Origin of the sequence: Mucilaginibacter metallidurans (assembly GCF_003286435.2) — a bacterium.
In the GTDB taxonomy this organism is placed as follows: domain Bacteria; phylum Bacteroidota; class Bacteroidia; order Sphingobacteriales; family Sphingobacteriaceae; genus Mucilaginibacter; species Mucilaginibacter gossypii.
In genome coordinates, this window is record NZ_CP043449.1 from 4,421,833 (window position 1) to 4,440,406 (window position 18,574).

The following is an 18,574-nucleotide window of genomic DNA, read 5'->3' on the forward strand; positions in this document are numbered from 1 at the left end:
AATGACTTATAATCAACAATATAAATACGAGCTAAAAGCTGAAAGCTCAAGGCTGAAAGCTTTTCAAATACAAAGTTTTTCGCTTTCAACCTTCGGCTTTGCGCTTAAATAACGGCTTTAAGCTTTTTCAAAAGCTCATCCAGGCATACTTCGGCAAAGGCAGTTGACGAGTCGGAAACACCGTATGGAATAATGAGTTTATTGTTGTGTACAATTACCCCACATGAATAAAGCACGTTAGGTACATAGCCTTCCCGCTCATCACTGTTGGGGATTAGCAAAGGCTCGCGCAGGCGGCCAATTTCAACCGTTGGGTCATCCAGTTTAAGCAGACTTGCACCCAGCACATAACGGCGCATGGGACCAACGCCATGGGTTATCATGATCCATCCATCGGGTGTTTCAATCGGCGAGCCGCAATTACCTATCTGCACAAACTCCCAGCTAAATTTAGGCTGTTGCAGCATTACCGGCTTTTCCCAGATATTGATCTTATCCGAATACATGATATAGTTATTGCAGCCGTCTATCCGCGATATCATCACATACTTGCCGTTCACCTTGCGCGGAAACAAGGCCAGGTTTTTATTCTGTGCGCCCGCGCCGTACAAAGGCATGATCTTAAAGTTATAAAAATCAGTTGTTTGCAGCAGCTTAGGCATAATGAGGGAGCCATCATAGGCGGTATAAGTAGCATAGTACAGTTTACTGCCGTCATCGTTGGTAAACTGTACAAAACGGGCATCCTCAATACCCTTACGTTCATATTCGGATATCGGGAAGATCACCCTGTCGGAAATATCGGTATCCAGTGAAAAAACAATTTCATAATAGGAATCTGCAAGCCAAAGCACTTTATCATACTCCAGCCGCTTCATGTCGTCTTCCTGCAGTTTTTGCGAATCCATGATGATCCGGCGCAGGTTGGCGTACTCAAAATGATGATCGAGTTTTGATTCCAGCTCGCTTATAACATCAATATTAATTTGGGTGATGGCAGCTTTTTCAAAAAAAAGCTTTTTATTATAAATGGCATTCCTCACAATTTCGGCCTCATCAATATAACTGCCCGCAGGTTGTATGCTGATGTTGTTATCCTTATCTATCAAGGCCCGGCGAAAAGTTATGGAAGAGATATGCCCCTCGCCTACCGCCCGGAAGCTGATGATCACCCTGCGCTGGCCGTCTTCAAGCTCAGTTTGGTCGGGATCTTCAACTATCGAGGGATTAAAGAAGGCGGCCGATTCAATAGAATACTCATGCGTAAAATAAGACCCAATGAGCAGCTTGCGGTAAACGGTAAGCGTATCAAAATCAATATTGAGCTCTAAAAACAAAGGCTTAAGCTTGCTGCAATGCCTGTTGAGCACCCGGGTAATATTACGGTGTCTTTTGGAATATTCCTGCAGCAAGGGCGATACAATGCCAAAAGCATCATCTTCGCTGATTAACATTACACGCTCAATAACCTCTTTGGCGCGATCGTTCCCATTAAAAAAAAATCTTGCTATTACACGTTTCGGATCTGGATTTACCCGGATGGGTTTGCGTTCGATAGAAAGTCTCATACGATGAAGTGGTAGCTTTTAGTTTGTAACACCAATCGGCGCAAATTGATTTGCGCTTTTTTAATTTAAACGCAAGATTTAAAAAATGACACTTTACAGGCCGCTATAAAAGCCTATCTTCATACTTTATTAATCTTCGGTACGGTACTTTGCCTGCCGTGAATAATCTTGATCCTGTAACCCTTATTGATAGTTCCTGTAAATGCACAATTATGAACGTACTAATTGTTGAAGACGAAAAAGGCCTTGCGCTTGAGGTTGATGAATTTTTAAGCCACGAAGGTTTTACGGTTGAACATGCCCGCACCAAAAAATCGGCATCTGAAAAAATTTTCGTAAACAATTATGACTTTATCCTGCTTGACCTCGGCTTGCCCGACGGTGACGGCTTTGACCTGCTTAAAATGCTGAAAGGCATGAACGAGCGCGAAGATGCTGTAATTATCCTCACCGCACGCGGCGCTGTTGACGACCGGGTATCGGGCCTTGAACAGGGTGCCGACGATTACCTGGCAAAGCCGTTTTCATTAAACGAGCTATTAGCCCGCATGCACGCCATCACCCGCCGCAAACACCGCCTGGAGAGTAATGACATCAATGTTAAAGGCCTAAAGATCAACATTCAAAACCGTACCGTTACTTACAACGATGAGCGCATAACCCTCACCAAAAAAGAGTTCGAGATCTTCAACTACCTGGTGCTAAACAAAAACAGGGTAATATCGCGCACCAACCTCACCGAACATGTTTGGGGCGATGTATTGGAAATAAATTCCGACTCTAACTTTGTGGATGTGCACGTTAAAAACCTGCGTAAAAAGCTATCGGCATATATTCCTATAGATTGGTTTGAAACCGTAAGGAGCATCGGCTACCGTATCAACATCTGAAAATTAACAGCCTCATGAAATTACAGGTAAAACTGGCCCTTTATAATACGTTAACCAAGTTAGCCATTATACTTTTCACTGGCCTGCTTATCCTGCTTTCTATCGAAAAAATTTCTTATGACCATGTTGAGCTTAGATTGGAGGATGATGAAAAGGAAATACTCAAAAACCTAAGTTCAAAAGAGATCAATGGCTATCTATCAACTCAAAGAACGTATAAGGACTACAATATTTTAAAAGAGGAATTTATTATTATAAAACCGGTTAAGTTTGAACCCACAGTTACCGAAGAAGCAAAGTTTACTACAGAAATCCGAACTAATGAAAGTGTAACGCAAACTTATCGCATACTTACTCATCAGTTTAATTTTAATAACCATACCTATTTACTTGAAATTGGCGTAGCGGTTACCTCTGTTGAGGAATTAAAATCCATCATTAAAAGGTTTACCCTTTTGACATTGATAATAGCACTCGCCCTCACGCTGGTAAGCGATCTGGTGTTTACCAAATTTTTGCTTGCCCCCTTTTATAAGATCATCGACCGCAAGCTGATCAAAGTAAATGATCCTATGAACTTTGATTATGAAAAGATCCAGACCACCACACAGGATTTCGAACTGCTTGATGACAGTATCAGCACACTCATGAAAAAGATCAGTAACCTGTTTGCTCTGGAAAAACAGTTTATTGCCAATGTATCGCATGAGTTACTTACGCCCATATCAATTATCAGCTCGCGGCTGGAGAATATTTTATTGCAGGAAGAACTCAGCGAAGCCAGCGAAAACAAAATGCACGCTTCGCTGAAAACATTAAACCGGCTTAAATCTATCATTAATAGCCTGCTGCTAATATCAAAAGTTGAAAATAACCAGTATGCCAAGACCGATGTGGTGATGATAGCAGGCGTAATTATGGAGATACAGGAAGAACTGGAAGACCGTTTGGAAGAAAAGCATCTCACCTTCAACAATAACATTAAATACATCTACTCCATTATGGGTAACCGCCCCCTAATGCATACCCTATTGTTCAATTTGATAAACAATGCAATTAAATACAATAAACCCAAAGGCAGTATTACCGTTGCCGATGAATTGAAGGAAGATGTTTATATACTGGAAATTACAGATACAGGTGCGGGGATGAACCAACAACAAATAGAAAACGCTTTTAACCGTTTTGAAAAATTTGAGACTGAAGAAAAGGAAAGCTATGGCCTTGGTTTAGCTATTGTGAAAAGTATTACCGCTTTTCATGGCATCCGGGTAAAAATAGATTCGGTAAAAGACAGGGGTACCAGTATCTATCTCATATTTAACCGCGAGCTTGACTTCACTTAATCTTCACCTTGTATCAATACCTTTACAAAGTTTATTTTGTAAGTAGATCCCCTATTTAACTATAGAGGCCGTTTTCCAGATGGGAATGGCCTTTTTTTGTTTTCAAGAAAACCCAATCAAAAAACTACCGTCATTGCGAGGTACGAAGCAATCCCAAACTATACAGAGCGGCCCGGCGTATTGGGGATTGCTTCGTACCTCGCAATGACGCCTTTTTTACAAAATAATCTCTTATATCATCTTATTCCGCTTAACCAGGTAGGTATTCAGGATATGATGATAGCCTTCATGAATATCAGCATCAACCAGGTCAATATGATACTGCGCACATTTTAGCTCCAACTGGTGCCGGTATTCTTTTAACGACGCCTTGTAGGCATCGCGGATGCGGGCCGGGTTTACCTTCAGTTCGTCGCCGCTTTCAATATCAACAAAGTGATGAGGGCGGTTATCAAAATTAAACTCAAGTTCTTTTTGCTTATCAGTAACATTAAAAATTATTACCTCATGCTTATTAAACTTTAAATGCTGAATTGCCGCAAATAAAGCCTGCTGCTTTTCGGCATTCAGATTATTCTCCAGCATATCGCTAAAAATGATCACCAACGAACGCTGATGAATTTCCTGGGCTATATGATGCAGCACATTGGTAATATTGGTTTGCGTATTTACTTTTGGACTGGCGTACATTTTTTCCAGCTCGGCATATAAATAAAACAGGTGCGTAGTGGTTGATTTCGCCGCGCTGATCCAGTCTATTTTATCCGAAAAAAGACAAAGTCCAAAAGCGTCGCGTTGTTTTTTAAACAGGTACATGAGCGATGCTATGGCATAAACAGAAAACTGGAGCTTATTGATACCCGTTTCAGGAAAGTTCATGGATGATGAAGTATCCAGCAGCAAAAAACAGCGAAGATTGGTTTCTTCCTCAAACTGCTTTACAAACAATTTATCGGTACGGGCCAGCAGCTTCCAGTCGATATTTTTTACCGATTCGCCGTTGTTATACAATCGGTGTTCGGCAAACTCAACCGAAAAACCATGAAAGGGGCTTTGGTGTAAACCGGTAATAAAACCTTCAACCACCTGCCGGGCCAGCAATTCAAGATTGGCCAGTTGCCTTATTTGCTGATCATCATTTAATTTGGGCATAGGCTAATATAGGCATAAAAAAAGCGCTGCAAAATTGCAACGCTTTTTCACTAATATATGTTGTGTTAATGCTACAATGTGTAGCATTAAATACGCTTAAGGGTTATGCTAACTGTTTTACCAGTTTATCAGTTAATACTGATTTTGGCACAGCACCAATTTGTTTATCCACAATTTCACCATTTTTGAAGAACAATAAGGCAGGGATGTTACGGATACCATATTTTACAGATATACCTGGGTTGTTGTCAACGTCTACTTTACCAACAACAGCTTTGCCTTCATATTCTTTAGCAATATCTTCAACTACCGGACCTACCATCCTACACGGACCGCACCATTCTGCCCAAAAGTCAATTAATACCGGTTTGTCTGATTTCAGGACAAGCTCGTCAAAGTTTGCATCAGTTATTTCTAAAGCCATGATTTCTATTTTTTAAATTTTGTACTTACAAATATATGCTATTCAAATTGCTTGCCACAAGTGTACTACTGACAATGTGACAATTATATTATTATAATACACAGCCTTAACGCAGGCATGACCATTTGTCGCATTTACACCCTTAAATACCACCTTGCGACATAACGTATTAACACAAATAACCTGTTTATAGCGGATATTTACAACTACGATAATGGGTTACTTTTTAACACTGGGGTATTAATCAACATAACAACTATAAATTATGATTTTGGTAATTTTCTCACTCGTGCTCATTATAGCAGCTCCGGTGTTGCAAATCATATTTTCGGTGTTGAGGATAAAGGGGAAATCCGATCGCCGCTCATCGTTATCATGACTTTATCAATAGTAATCGGAATAGCGTTTTCCGTGTTCACAGCTTATATTGACGATTTAGCGTCAATCCCTGCAACAGCGCTTCACTGTTCTCCAATGATGATATTTTCCTTGGGTGGGATTCTTTTAATTGCGATCACATCTCCCATAACTTTCATCATTAGTTATGTTATATACATCATTAAACAGAAAACCATCGCTACTATCGCTTAGTTAAAAAAGTCATAAACCGGGTTACCTTTAAATAATTAGTGTATTAAGTATTGATCATCAACCTGAAGTAATGCAAATTATACCGCTGTTAATGTTGCTTATAGCGCCCGCTTTACAGATATTGCTTTCCGCGAAACGCGCCAACGGTTTGTTATCGTTACGGCTGGGAGTTATCGCTTTCCTGATGTTTATGTTAGGAATGATAATTTCAGCGCCAGCAGTATTTATTTCAATGTCATTACTTCCTTCTAATATCAAATGCGCAACGGGTTGTGTTGGCCTGCTACCATTGGAATTTTTGTTATTGATATTTACCACGCCCGCTATTTATACCATTTACGTAGCTAAACTTAACAATAAAAAACGATCGGCAGTTAAACCACCGATCGTTTAATATATTACTCCGATTCACATTATCTCATCCAATTTATTCCGGGAGCAATTTTAAAGTCTCACCTTCAGGGGAGATTATTCGCAATTAATTTATTTTTAGCGCTCATGAAGGCTACACCGTTTAGAGAGGTTTATGCACCTTTCAAAGTAGCCATACCGCCGTCAGCAATCAATTCGGCACCGGTTATAAATGTTGAATCGTCAGAAGCGAAGAAGGTTACTGTTTTGGCAATCTCTTCAGCCAAACCAAACCGGCCCATTGGGATCTGTTTTATCAGTTCGGAACCCATGCCTTCCAATTGTTCCTGGGTTAAGCCTAATTTATCGGCAGTGTGTAAAGGTGTTACAACCGGACCAGGGCTTACAGAGTTAACCCTGATGCGACGTGGCAACAACTCGGCCGAAATGTTTTTAGCTAATGAAAGCAATGCTGCTTTACTTGCTGCATAAACAGTTGCTCCGGCCATACCAATATGTGCGTTAATTGAAGTATTAAGGATAATTGAACCACCATCATTAATTAATGGCAACAATTGCTGAATACTGAAGTAGGCACCTTTAAAGTTGATGTTCATGATATCATCAAACATCTGCTCGCTCATTTGCTCAGTTGAATTGAACTGGCCAATACCTGCATTAACAAATACGATGTCAATTTTTTCGGCAATAGCTTTTACTTTTTCGCCCAATTGCTTAACCTGGTTGATGTCGCCGCTATCTGCAATTACACCTTGAGCATCAGCACCAAGTGTTTCAAGTGCTTCGTTGATTGATTTTTGGTTCCTGCCGGTGATGATCACTTTTGCACCTTGTGCGATGAATTCTTGTGCTGTGGCCAGGCCTATACCACTGTTGCCGCCTGTTATTACTGCTGTTTTTCCTTGTAACTTTTTCATTATCTTTGTTATTGATACATCAAAGGTACAGTGAGTTATAGCTCCCCACAAGAATGCACCATTTTGTGTGCAACTTACTTTTTGGTAGGTTATGGACCGGTTTGATGCAATCGACATATCGCCTTTTTCATTATGACAAAAAACAGACATTCCGATCACTCCTGCACTATGGCAGCAGCCCTAAGCGTGATTAGTGGTAAGTGGAAACTGAGTATAATAAACCAATTATTATCCGGACAGAAGCGCTACAGCGAAATAAACCGGGCCATTCTCGGCATGACCGAAAAGATGCTTTCACAACAGATCCGCGAACTGGAAGAAGACGGCATAGTATCCCGCCATATTTTTCCCGAAGTACCACCAAGGGTTGAATATTCCCTCACTCCTATCGGCCAGGAATTATCATCTATATTTTACACTCTCGAAAGATGGGGCAGCCATTACATGACCGTTACTAACGCCAACGGCGAAGTAATTCAGCCCGATTATACTTGTTATACCTTGGTGAAGGATAATGAGGTGGTGAAGGAAAGCGTATAAGCTCTTGTGCTCGTTTGCAACGAGCGCGAGTTTAGGACCTTGTTTTATTATGTCATTGCGAGCGCAGCGTGGCAATCGCATACTATACAGGGCGGCAATGCTTCCGTGCGATTGCCACGCTGCGCTTATAATGACGTGCCTGTAAGACATTCATAATCAAGCTGCATTTTGGAGAGTAAGACCAAGTTTTTGAGCTTCTTTTTGCAGACGGCTGATCTTTCTTGCCTTTTGTAATTCGATATCCTGTTGAACTTTACTGCTATCGTAAGCCTGTTGTTTGAGTATCATATTATAGAATATCACGGCTATTTTCCTGGCCACTGCTTTAATAGCTTTAGCCTTTCCTTTGGTTGCAGCTAATTTTCGGTATTGCTGTCCTAACGGGCCCTTGCTTTGCCATAGGCAGTTTGCCGCAAGCCTGAAAGCCTGGGTAGCCGGGTTGTGTGTGATCCGTTTTTCATAGCCTACCAGCTTGCCTCCTGTTATTTTAGGACGGGGTGACAGGTTTAACCAGCTTGTAAAATGGCCTGCGGTAGGCCATTTGCTCATATCGGGCCCTGTTACTGCCAGTATCGTTAGCAGGCCGATCTCATCCAGGCCTTCCACTGCTGTCAGGTCTACGCCTAATATGGCTATTAGGTAATCTTTTAAGTTGATATGATATTGATTCTTGCGGACCATGCTCTGCTTCTTTGAGCTTTTTATCTCCGGTGCCAATAGTTTAAGCGTTTGTTCGATGTGCTGCTCATAATAAAGCATCTGCTCTTTAAAAAAGTCGTATGCCTTTAGGCTGCCCCTGAGTGTATTGATCCGGCTGTCCCGGTAGTCTCCTTCAAGAGAATGGAGCAATTCCTGCTGACTTGCTTTTAGCCGTTTATGATCGATGCTACAAAGCAGTTTTTCGGGATCTGAGATCCCTGAGCAGATCATCCGCAAAAGCTTCATACCGCATACACCTTCAATATCGCTGATCAGGTGCTGGAACTTGATATTCATTTTGGTCAGGGTGTTTTGGATACGGTTGAGTGTATCGCTTTTCTGGTCCTGGCAGATCTGCCTTTCATGGATATATTGCCGCAGGTCCTGGTAAAAGGCCGGCGCAATATGTGATTCGCGTAAAAGGCCATGGGTAAGCAGCTTATGCAACCACTGCGCATCATTAATATCCGTTTTTCGTGCCGATACATTCCGATAATGGCTTGGGTTGATCATCACCACCTTTATGCCCGGGACTCAAGGATACTATGCAGGGGCATCCAATAGTTGGCGGTTGATTCCATCGTTACGATCTCCACCTTTTCCCCCTGTAGCAAGTCGGCCAGTTTATTAAGACTGGAGGTAAAACTGTCAAACTGTTTCAGGTGGATCTGATCCCTGGAATCAGTGTAAGATACGACCATGAGCATACTCCCTACATCGATCCCGGCTGATCTGGGGTAAAGAATCCCAAATCGTTCCATCTTTTTTGAACCTGCAGGAGTTCCTGCCCCTTCTTCTTTTTGTTTTGTTTAGCTTTGCCCATATTTTTAAAAAACAGGGCAAACTCTGCCGCTTTAAAAAGTCTAAGCTTAAAAGCGCGGTAAACCACCAGTTGGTCAGAACTGGTGGTTCCCTATAATGTTTTTTGCAAAAAGCGACAGTCCCAAACTCGCAAGCGGGCTCTTAAAGGCCCCAAGGTTATACGGGGTGTGTAGTTTGCCCGATGTTCAAGACAAATATCTTACTTCTCATCGCAATGCATGTCATTTCATTTTTTTTCAGGGCTCCCTGATGGTTACTCGCAATGACATGTTTTTTTTAGTCTTGAAATTAACTCAGCACCGGCTCTTCATTTGTCAAACTATGTATCCCAGCCATAAAATCATCACTTGGGTTTACTTTGAATGATTTGGATGAAAGCTCAACAAGCATAACTTCTTCCCTGTCTTTGATCTGGAAACGGAGCTTACAGTTTTTGACAGGGTATTTTTCGTTGTTATCATCTATCATGTGCTGGATATCATCCAGCAGTTTACTGTTGAGCATTTGCACATCAATACAAACAGTTAATGATTTAGTAAGCTTATCGCGCATTTCTGATAGCAGGTCCATCACCATGATCCGCAGGTCCCAGTTATCTTTTTGGCGGAATTTCTCCTCTATGGTTCCTTTAATATGCAGGAAGTAGCCCTCCATCATCATATTACGGAATTTCACATAATCATCACCAAACAAAGCAAACTCGTACGATTCATTATAATCCTCAAACACAAACGTGCCGAATGGCTTACCCGTTTTGGTCATTTTATGCTGAACGCTTGATACCAGGCCACCTATCCTTAACTCTCCGCGACGACGCAGTTCATTAAACGCCGCAGTTACATCTTCGCCGCCTTCGCCCGAGCGGGCTTTTTGCATCAGTTTCAGATCGCTAATATTTGCGTTACAAAAACGTTTAAGTTCAACCTTATAATTATCCAAGGGGTGACCGGTCAAATAAATTCCGATAACCATTTTTTCGTACTTCAGCTTTTCTATCAGCGGCCATTCTTCAACATCGGGCATAGCAGGCTCCGGTACATATGATGCCACCGAACCGCCAAATAATGACGATTGCGAACTGCTTTGTACATTCTGATAATCGTTAGCATATTTGATCAGGCGTTCAACACCTGTTAATGTACCCAACTCAGTTTTGGCAAAAAACTGCGCACGCGGAATCCCAAAGCCATCAAACGCACCACCATAAACAAGGTTCTCGTACGATTTACGGTTGACGCTACGGGTGTTGGAGCGCCTTGCGAAATCATATACTGTTTCAAACGGGCCGTTGGCGTTGCGTTCTTCAATGATACTTTCCACCGCTTTATCACCCACACCTTTTACACCGGTTAAACCGAAACGTACCTGGCCACGTTTGTTCACCGCGAAAGCCATGTCCGACTCGTTGATATCCGGACCTAATACCTCAACACCCATACGGCGGCACTCCTCCATAAAGAAGGTAATTTTTTCAATGTTATTCTGGTTATTCAAAACCGCCGCCATATACTCTGATGGGTAGTGCGCCTTTAAATAAGCCGTTTGGTATGCCACGAAAGCATAACATGTAGAGTGCGATTTGTTGAACGCGTACTGGGCAAATGCTTTCCAGTCGGTCCAGATTTTGGTAAGTTTATCTTTTGGATGGCCTTTAGCTATCGCCCCGTCCATGAACTGGGCTTCCATCTTGTTCAGTACCTCAATCTGCTTTTTACCCATCGCCTTACGCAAAACGTCGGCATCACCTTTACTAAAGCCTGCTAACTTTTGCGACAGAAGCATCACCTGTTCCTGGTATACGGTAATACCGTAAGTTTCGCCCAGGTATTCCTCCATGTCGGGTAAGTCGAACACAATTGGTTCGCGGCCGTGCTTACGGGAAATAAAGTTTGGAATGTACTCTATCGGGCCCGGGCGGTAAAGGGCGTTCATGGCAATTAAGTCTTCAAACTTATCAGGCTTAAGCTCGCGCAGGTACATTTGCATACCGTCACTTTCAAACTGGAAAGTGCCATTGGTATCGCCACGCTGATAAAGCTCATAAGTTTTTAGGTCATCAAGCGGAATGTAGTCGATATCTATTACCACCCCGTGATTTTGTTTGATCATGCGCAGGGCATCCTTAATAATGGTAAGGGTCTTCAAACCCAAAAAGTCCATCTTAATTACACCTGCGTCTTCGATTACTCGTCCGTCATATTGGGTAACCAGCAGGTCCGAATCTTTAGCCGTAGCTACCGGTACAATATCGGTTAAGTCATATGGCGCAATAATGATCCCCGCGGCGTGTACACCGGTATTACGTACCGAGCCTTCCAACTTTTCGGCCTCGCGAAGTACCTGGGCTTTAAGGTCGTTACCGTTCAGGATCTCTTTTAGCTCCGGTACTTGCTCAATAGCATCCTTCAGGGTGATACCCAGTGTTTCGGGTACCAGCTTTTTCATGGCGCTTACATCAGCCAGCGGCATATCAAGCACGCGGCCTACGTCCTGGATACTGGTACGGGCAGCCATAGAACCGTAGGTGATGATCTGGGCTACCTGGTTTTTACCATATTTATCAACCACATAGTCAATAACACGCTGGCGGCCAGCATCGTCAAAGTCCGTATCAATATCGGGCATCGATTTACGATCGGGGTTCAGGAACCTCTCAAACAGTAGGTTATATTTTATAGGATCGATATTGGTGATACCGATACAATACGCTACCACCGATCCCGCTGCCGAACCACGGCCCGGACCAATGAACACCCCCATATCACGGCCGGCTCTGATGAAGTCGGCAACGATCAAAAAGTATCCAGCAAAACCCATAGTACGGATGGTGAACAACTCAAAGTTGATACGCTCTTCGGCTTCCGGGCTTATATCCCTGTAGCGTTCCTTAGCACCCATAAAGGTGAGGTGCTTCAGGTATTCCCACTGGTTCAGGGTATCAGCATCGGGCGTGTTGTGAATTTTAAATTCATCGGGGATAACGTAGTTGGGCAGCAGAATATCACGTTTCAGTTTTAGCGTCTCTACCTTGTCAACAATTTCATTGGTATTATCCAGTGACTCGGGCAGGTCATGGAACAACTTGCCCATTTCCTCCTGTGTTTTAAAGTAAAACTGATCGTTAGGGAAACCGAAACGATAGCCTTTACCACCTTCCTCGTCGGTAGCTATTGGGGTGCTTTGCATATCGCCTGTGTTTACGCAAAGCAAAATATCGTGCGCGTTTGAGTCTTGCTGATCTACGTAATGCGAATCGTTTGAACAAATCACTTTTACGTTATACTTTTTAGCATAAGTGAGCAGCACATTATTGATAATTTGCTGCTCCGGGATTTCGTGACGCTGTAACTCGATATAAAAGTCCTCACCAAACAAATCCAGCCACCATTTAAACTCCTTTTCGGCATTTTCGGGCGTATCCCTTAAAATAGCTTGTGGTACCGAAGCCCCAATACAACAGGTAGTAGCAATGATACCTTCGTGGTATTTTAAGATCAGTTCCTTATCAATACGAGGCCATTTGCTATACAGCCCTTCCATATACCCCAATGAGCATAGCTTAACCAGGTTTTTGTAGCCCGTAGGGTTTTTAGCCAGCATCAGTTGATGGCGGCGAATATCCTTATTTTCTTTAGTAAATTGCTTTTTATGCCTGTCTTCAACCACGTAAAACTCGCAACCTACAATGGGTTTTACATTGTGTTTGCCGGCTTCGGCTACAAACTTAAATACGCCGAACATATTACCATGATCTGTAATAGCGAGGGCCTTCATTCCGTCCTTAGCGGCTTTTTTATACAGCTTGGATATATCGGCTGCCCCATCAAGCAATGAGAACTGGGTATGTACGTGGAGGTGAGAAAAATCAGGCATAGTTAATCCGTTTCGACAAAATCTTTATGAAGTACAAAGTTAAAACAAGTTAGGGATGTAGACTGTTAAAAAGTAGCGCTGTGGAAATTTAATTAAAGTCGCCCCATTTTGTAAATTATACAACAACACACAGCAAACTGCTATACTTAGCATGTTATTTGTTTATATTGATCAACAGCATCTTCACCTTTGAAATACAAATACAATTGAAAAAAATACTACGAATAACCCTTAAAACAATACTTTGGATACTGGTAAGTGTAGTTCTGCTGGTTATCCTTGTAGTAATTTTGATACAGGTTCCTGCTGTTCAAAACTTCGCGAAAGACAAAGCCGTAACTTTTTTACAGAATAAAATCCACACCAAAGTTAAGATTGGCCATATCAGCCTTGGCCTGCCTAAACTGTTAGTTTTGGAGGACGTGTATTTTGAAGATCAGAAAAAAGACACCCTCATAGCCGGCGAAAAATTAAAGGTTGATATCAGCATGCTCAAGCTGCTGCACAGCCAGGTTGAAGTAAACGAGGTAAACCTGCAGGGCATTACGGCCAATGTAAACCGTGGGGCCGACAGTGTGTTCAACTTCGATTACATTATCAAGGCTTTTGTTGGCGAACAAAAGAAAGAAGTAAAACCTACCGATACTACATCAACCATGAAGTTTTCTGTTGATAAGATCGTTCTCGATAAGATCAACATAAAATACAAGGATGCCATTACAGGCAACGATGTAAAGTTTTTGCTTGGCCATTTTGACACCCGCGTTAAGGATTTTGATATGGATAAGATGAAGTTCACCATACCGAAAATTACCCTGAGCGATGTAAATGCTAAGATCATCCAATCGCCGACCAACGCCATCCCACCACCTGATACCGCTACCACACCTTTGAATATGGATTTGAATTTAGGGGTGATCGATATCTCTAAAATCAAAGTCGATTACCAAAGTGCCGAAATGGGTGCCAAGGTAGATTTGAGCAAATTTTTGGTGGAGATGGATAAGATCGACCTGAAAAACCAAAAAGTTGGAATCAAAAACATTGAATTGAGCAATACCAACGCCGGATTGACCCTCGCCAAACCAAAAACAGTAGTTAAAGAAGTTGTTAAAACCATTAAAAAACTGGATACGCTGGTATCCTCTCCTACCAAATCTGCCTGGCGGGCAACAATTGGAAAAGTAACTTTTACTAACGATAATATTAAGTTCGATAATGAAGCGCAGAAGGCTATCCTTAAAGGTCTCGATTTTGGCCATATGGACATCCGAAGTCTTAATGCCGAAGCTGAAAATATTTCCTATAGCCCTGATACCATTTCGGGCAAAATTAACTCCTTTACCTTTACCGAAAAAAGCGGCTTAAAGATCAACAAGTTCCATACTGCCTTCCTGTACGGGCCAACTAACACTTATATGAATGACCTGTTGCTGGAAACGCCGAATACCACACTACAAAAGTCGGTACAGGTACGTTACCCTTCTATTGATGCCATCACCAAAAACATTGGCGCGCTGGGTATCAATGCCAATTTAGATGGCAGCCGTTTGGGTCTAAAGGATGTTTTACTGCTGATGCCAACCATGGCCAGCATGGAACCCTTTAAATCGTCACCGGGTACGGTATTCAAAATCAACGGCCGGGTGAGTGGGCAGGTAAACAACCTCGAGATCCCTAACCTGGAAGTAACCGGCTTAAGCAGTACGCATATCAAGGCCTCGGCCAAAATGAAAGGCCTGCCCGATGTAAATAAGGCAACGTTTGATGTTAACATTGCCGATTTCAGCACGAGTCGCAATGACATCGCTAAGCTCGCTCCGGCGGGCAGCATTCCGCCAAATGTGAGCATTCCCGAAAAAATGAACCTGAAAGGTACTTTTAAAGGCAGCATGTACAGCTTTAATACCAAAATGGGCTTGCGCTCGAGTTATGGCGCAGTTGATCTGGTAGCTGCTTTAAAAAACGGGAAAAACAAAAACGCGGCAACTTATACCGCCAACATTAAGGCGAATGAACTTAATGTGGGCGCGCTTACCAAACAGCCGCAAATGGTTGGCCGCATAACCATGAGCGCCAACGTGAAAGGCACAAGCCTCGATCCTAAAAAAGCCAGCATCGCTTTTAACGGCAATATTGCAAAAGCTTATGTTAAAGGCTACACTTACCAAAACCTGGTAATGAAAGGTACATCAAGCAATGGGGCCTATACAGCAGTTGCTACCATGAAAGATCCTAACATTAATTTCAGCCTGGATGCTAAAGCCAATCTCAACAAAAAATACCCGGCAGTTAAAGCCACGTTAAGTGTGGATAGCATAAACCTCAAAAACCTGAACTTTGTGAAGGATGATATGCGTTTTCATGGCAAGATTGTGGCCGATGTACCAACTGCCGATCCCGATTACCTGAACGCCGATATTAAAGCAACCGACCTGTTGGTAGTAAACAAAGGCCAGCGTATCCGGATGGATACCATCAGCCTCATCTCTACAGCCAGTGCCGACAGCAGTACACTTAGTTTAAAAACTGCTGTCATGAGCGCTCACATGGCCGGTAAATACAAGCTTACCCAAATTGCCCCAGCCTTGCAGGATGTGATCAATAAATATTTTAACACTGCTATCGCCGGTGGTCAACAAGTGGCAGTAAAAACCAAAGGCGGTAAACCCGTCAAAACCAAGCCAGCACCAGCAGTTAAATACGATGCCCAGCAATTTAAGTTTGAAGCCCGGCTGGTTAAAACCCCGCTGCTTACCCAGTTCGCCCCCGACCTGAAACAGCTTGACCCTGTTTTACTGAACGGCAGCTTTAATAGTCAAACCGGCGAACTTGTTGTTAAAGGCTCCATACCAAAAGTTGTTTACGGCACCAACACAGTTAACAAAGCATCGCTTAATATTAACACTGCTAATAATGCGCTCAATTATAATTTTTCTGTTGATGAAGTGAAGGTTGGAAGTTCTGTCGATCTGTTGTATACCAGCATCTCAGGTTCCGCACAGGATAACAAAGCAGGCTTGAGCGTTCAAATCCGCGACGCAGCTAAAAAAGAACGTTTCCGAGTAGCAGGTACTTTCAGTTTGCTACCAAACGAATACCAGTTTAGCTTTAATAAAGATGGCTTACTACTGGATTATTTGCCATGGGCCGTTAGTGACGATAACTTTTTACAATACGGGCCAAAAGGGATCCTGGCGCATAACTTCACTATTAGCAACAACAACCAAATCTTTAGCGTTAACAGCAGCACACAAGAGTTTAACAGCCCGCTGAATATCAAGTTCAATAATTTCCATATTGAGGCGCTTACTAAAATGGCCAAACAGGACTCGTTACAGGTGGGTGGTATCATTAATGGAGATGCTACCGTAAGCAACTTCCAAACCAGTCCTGTATTTACCGCTGCCATAAACGTTGATAATTTTAATTTTAAGGGCGATACGGTGGGCAATGTAGCCCTCAAAGTAAATAACCAAACGCAGAATGCCTACGTCGCCCAAATGAGCATTACCGGCAAAGGCAATCAGGTTGACCTGAACGGCACTTACTACACCTCCCCCGAAAGCCGTTTTGATCTCGACCTGAATATCGTGAACCTGAGCATGAAGAGCATCGAGGGCTTTAGCTTCGGTAATTTGCGTAATGCTACGGGTAATATTACCGGGGCGCTCAAAATATCTGGGACAACAGATGCACCATCGGTTCGGGGCGATATCAATTTTAACAAGGTGGGCTTTAATGTGGCTATGCTCAACTCCTATTTCAGGATGCCGCAGGAAAGCATTACGTTTAACAACGAAGGCATCCGCTTTAATGACTTTACGTTGGTTGATTCGACCGGCAATAAGGCTGTGGTTAGCGGCAGCATCTACACCAAAACCTATACCGATTTCGCCTTCGGTATGGATATCAACGCTAACAACTTTAAGGTTACCAACTCAACCGAGGCTGATAACAAGCTTTATTATGGTAAGCTTTATGTAGATACCCGCATCAAGATCCGTGGCAATATGGCCAAGCCGGTGGTTGATGCAAACCTGACTGTTAATGATAAAACAGACATGACCTTTGTACTGCCAACCAATGACCCGGCGATAGAAGACCGCAAAGGCGTGGTTGACTTTATTGATAAGGATGCCCCAAAAATGGATTCCATCCTGCTGGCAAGGCAATTGGATTCGCTTAAAAAATCGGATGTTACAGGGTTGGATGTTTCTGCAACTATCAACGTAAATAAAAATGCTGCGTTTACTATTGTAGTTGATGAGCGAAACGGCGATATCGTACACCTTAAAGGCGAGGCCAGCCTGAATGGCGGCATTGATCCAAGCGGCAAAATAAACCTTACCGGTACTTATGTGGTTAACTCGGGCTCGTACAACCTGGCCTATGCAACTGTCAAGCGCACTTTTAATTTTAAAAAAGGCAGCACCATTGTTTGGACCGGCGACCCAACCAGTGCCAATATTGATCTTACCGCTATTTACGTAGCCAATGTACCACCTATTGACCTGGTTTCAAATCAGCTTTCGGACGCGCAAAACAGTACCATGTACAAGCAGAAACTGCCTTTCAATGTTAACCTTAACCTAAAAGATCAACTGCTTACACCTAATATCAGCTTTGACATTGTATTGCCCGATAGCTCGTATTCCGTATCATCAGATGTGGTAAGCACGGTTAATACCCGCCTTACCCAAATACGCCAGGATCCTAACGAGCTTAATAAACAGGTTTTGGGGGTATTGGTATTGGGCCACTTTATAGGCGATAACCCGTTGCAAAGCCAGGGTGCTGGTACTACCGTTGAAGGCACCATCCGTAACAGCGTAAGCAGTTTACTATCCGATCAGTTGAACCGGCTGGCAGGTAGCCTGATCTCGGGTGTTGACCTTAATTTCGGTCTTACATCCGGCGAGGATTATTCGTCGGGAACGGCTACAAACCGGACAGACCTGAATGTTGGCCTGTCTAAACGGTTCCTGAACGACAGGCTTACCGTAAGTGTTGGCAATAATTTTAACCTGGAAGGCAATCAACCCGGTCAAAAAGCATCAAACATCGCGGGCGATGTATCCATAGCCTATAAACTAAGTAAAGATGGCCGTTACACCCTGCGCGCTTATCGCCGCGATGAATTTATAGTGATACAGGGCCAGATCATAGAAACCGGTGTGGGCTTTACCCTAACAGTTGATTATAACCGTTTCAGAGAGATCTTCCGCAAGCGTACTCCTGAAGAACGCAGGTTGCGCCGCGAGTATCAGCAGAAGCAAAAAGAGGAAAAACAAAAACAACAGGAAGCAGACAAGGCGCTGGAGCAGAAGAATATGCAACAGCAACAGGACAACAAACCGCAAACTACTTCAAACTAAGC

Annotated in this window: 12 protein-coding genes; 5 read left to right on the top strand and 7 right to left on the bottom strand. The window is 42.9% G+C overall.

All coding sequences use genetic code 11. The features are described from left to right. Positions 1-104: 104 nt before the first annotated feature. Positions 105-1,568, bottom strand: coding sequence for a glycoside hydrolase family 130 protein (locus tag DIU38_RS18775; RefSeq protein ID WP_112651366.1), 1,464 nt, complete (start codon positions 1,566-1,568; stop codon positions 105-107). Positions 1,569-1,780: 212 nt separating this feature from the next. On the opposite strand from DIU38_RS18775, the gene DIU38_RS18780 reads away from it, so the two are divergent. Further along, the gene (locus DIU38_RS18780; protein ID WP_091172639.1) at positions 1,781-2,458 is read left to right on the top strand and encodes a response regulator transcription factor; all 678 of its coding nucleotides are present in this window, start codon (positions 1,781-1,783) and stop codon (positions 2,456-2,458) included. 14 nt (positions 2,459-2,472) lie between these two features. Next, positions 2,473-3,804, top strand: a complete 1,332-nt coding sequence (locus tag DIU38_RS18785) for a sensor histidine kinase (protein WP_112651368.1) — start codon at positions 2,473-2,475, stop codon at positions 3,802-3,804. A 231-nt stretch (positions 3,805-4,035) separates the two neighbouring features. On the opposite strand, the gene DIU38_RS18790 is transcribed toward DIU38_RS18785, so the two are convergent. Together DIU38_RS18790 and trxA are read right to left on the bottom strand one after the other, a co-directional pair. Next, a complete protein-coding gene (locus DIU38_RS18790; RefSeq protein ID WP_112651370.1) occupies positions 4,036-4,956 on the bottom strand; it encodes a DUF58 domain-containing protein in 921 nt (306 codons plus the stop codon). 103 nt (positions 4,957-5,059) lie between these two features. Beyond that, positions 5,060-5,380 carry a thioredoxin gene (gene trxA / locus DIU38_RS18795; RefSeq protein ID WP_090531998.1) on the bottom strand — a complete coding sequence of 107 codons (321 nt, stop codon included), beginning with the start codon at positions 5,378-5,380 and terminating at the stop codon, positions 5,060-5,062. Positions 5,381-6,041: 661 nt separating this feature from the next. Between trxA and DIU38_RS18800 the strand changes: the two genes are divergently transcribed. Further along, positions 6,042-6,365: a hypothetical protein gene (locus tag DIU38_RS18800; RefSeq protein ID WP_146750389.1), complete on the top strand. Its 324-nt coding sequence runs from the start codon at positions 6,042-6,044 to the stop codon at positions 6,363-6,365. 130 nt (positions 6,366-6,495) lie between these two features. Here DIU38_RS18800 and DIU38_RS18805 read toward each other — a convergent pair whose 3' ends face one another. Continuing rightward, the gene (locus DIU38_RS18805) at positions 6,496-7,260 is read right to left on the bottom strand and encodes an SDR family oxidoreductase (RefSeq protein ID WP_112651374.1); all 765 of its coding nucleotides are present in this window, start codon (positions 7,258-7,260) and stop codon (positions 6,496-6,498) included. A 168-nt stretch (positions 7,261-7,428) separates the two neighbouring features. Here DIU38_RS18805 and DIU38_RS18810 point away from each other — a divergent pair, with 168 nt between their 5' ends. Continuing rightward, positions 7,429-7,800, top strand: coding sequence for a winged helix-turn-helix transcriptional regulator (locus DIU38_RS18810; RefSeq protein WP_244311219.1), 372 nt, complete (start codon positions 7,429-7,431; stop codon positions 7,798-7,800). Positions 7,801-7,956: 156 nt separating this feature from the next. Here the strand turns inward: DIU38_RS18810 and DIU38_RS18815 are convergent, their stop codons facing one another. The 3 genes from DIU38_RS18815 to dnaE all read right to left on the bottom strand — a co-directional run bounded on the left by DIU38_RS18815 (position 7,957) and on the right by dnaE (position 13,194). Next, entirely contained in the window at positions 7,957-9,012 is a 1,056-nt protein-coding gene (locus tag DIU38_RS18815) for a transposase (protein WP_244311220.1), read from the bottom strand. 8 nt (positions 9,013-9,020) lie between these two features. Continuing rightward, on the bottom strand, positions 9,021-9,200 hold the full coding sequence (locus DIU38_RS34135) for a hypothetical protein (RefSeq protein WP_244311221.1): 180 nt from the start codon (positions 9,198-9,200) through the stop codon (positions 9,021-9,023). Positions 9,201-9,609: 409 nt separating this feature from the next. After that, a complete protein-coding gene (gene dnaE / locus DIU38_RS18820; protein ID WP_112653336.1) occupies positions 9,610-13,194 on the bottom strand; it encodes a DNA polymerase III subunit alpha in 3,585 nt (1,194 codons plus the stop codon). Positions 13,195-13,400: 206 nt separating this feature from the next. Between dnaE and DIU38_RS18825 the strand changes: the two genes are divergently transcribed. Further along, positions 13,401-18,572, top strand: coding sequence for a translocation/assembly module TamB domain-containing protein (locus tag DIU38_RS18825; protein ID WP_112653338.1), 5,172 nt, complete (start codon positions 13,401-13,403; stop codon positions 18,570-18,572). Positions 18,573-18,574 lie beyond the last annotated feature (2 nt).